Source organism: Nocardioides sp. (genome assembly GCF_030655615.1).
Classification (GTDB): domain Bacteria; phylum Actinomycetota; class Actinomycetes; order Propionibacteriales; family Nocardioidaceae; genus Nocardioides.
The window spans coordinates 1-1,246 of the sequence record NZ_JAURVJ010000190.1; the positions used below are offsets into that span (position 1 = coordinate 1).

Here is a 1,246-nt window from a genome sequence, read left to right on the forward strand (position 1 = left end):
ATGCACCAGCTGCAGCGCGTCGGCCTGGCCGACTTCGAGCCCGACTACGAGGTCTCGCGCCGGCTCCCCGAAAGGGTTGCCCGCACCCTGCAGGTCATTCCGGTCGCCGAGAGCGAGGGCGAGGTTCTCCTCGCCGTCGCCCGTCCGCTGACGGCCGAGGGCCTCGCCGACGTCGAGGAGGCGTTGGACCAGCCGTTCCGCCAGCTCCTCGCCAACCGCACCGATCTCGACCAGCTCATCCAGCGGGTCCACAGCAGCCACTACGCCGACGTCTCCACGCAGTTCCTTCTGGAGAACTACCCCGAGCAGTCGGCCCACACCGTGTTCTCGGCAGTCCAGAAGGCCGTGTTCATCATGGCCGCCGTCGTGCTGGTGGTCTGCGCGGTCATCTGGCCGACCGGCACGGCCATCGGCGTCGTCGGCGTGTGCAGCTTCATCTACTTCTTCGTCTCGGTCTACAAGTTCCGCCTCACGCTGCGCGCCCTGGGCACGCACCTCGAGACCGATGTGACCGACGAGGAGATCGCTGCTCTCGACGAGCGCACGCTGCCGGTCTACACGATCCTGGTGCCGCTCTACAAGGAAGCCGGCATCGTTCCCCGTCTGGTCCGCGACATCAACGCTCTCGACTACCCGCGCACCCGCCTGGACGTCAAGCTCCTGTGCGAGGAGGACGACCTCGAGACGATCGACAAGATCAAGTCGCTTGCGCTCCCGCCGCACTTCCACCTGGTCGTCGTGCCCGACAGCCAGCCCAAGACCAAGCCCAAGGCCTGCAACTACGGCCTGCAGCTGGCGACCGGCCAGTTCTGCGTCATCTTCGACGCCGAGGACCGCCCGGACCCCGACCAGCTGAAGAAGGCCCTGATCGCCTTCCGGCACGTGCCGGCCAACGTGGTGTGCGTCCAGGCCAAGCTCAACCACTTCAACCAGGACCAGAACCTCCTGACGTCGTGGTTCGCCAACGAGTACTCCATGCACTTCGAGCTGGTCCTGCCGGCCATGGGTGCCTCGGAGTCGCCGATCCCGCTCGGCGGCACGTCCAACCACTTCAAGACCCACATCCTGCGCGAGCTCGGCGCCTGGGACCCCTTCAACGTCACCGAGGACGCCGACCTCTGCATACGGCTGCACCGCGAGGGCTACCGCACGGCGATGATCGACTCCACGACGCTGGAGGAGGCCAACTCCAACGTCGGCAACTGGATCCGTCAGCGCTCGCGCTGGAACAAGGGCTACTACCAGA

At 66.4% G+C, this 1,246-nt stretch carries 1 protein-coding gene; it reads left to right on the top strand.

Going from position 1 to position 1,246, the window contains the following annotated elements; translation table 11 throughout:
• A partial coding sequence (locus tag Q7T52_RS16025) for a glycosyltransferase (RefSeq protein WP_304804230.1) occupies positions 1–1,246 on the top strand: 1,246 nt, incomplete at both ends.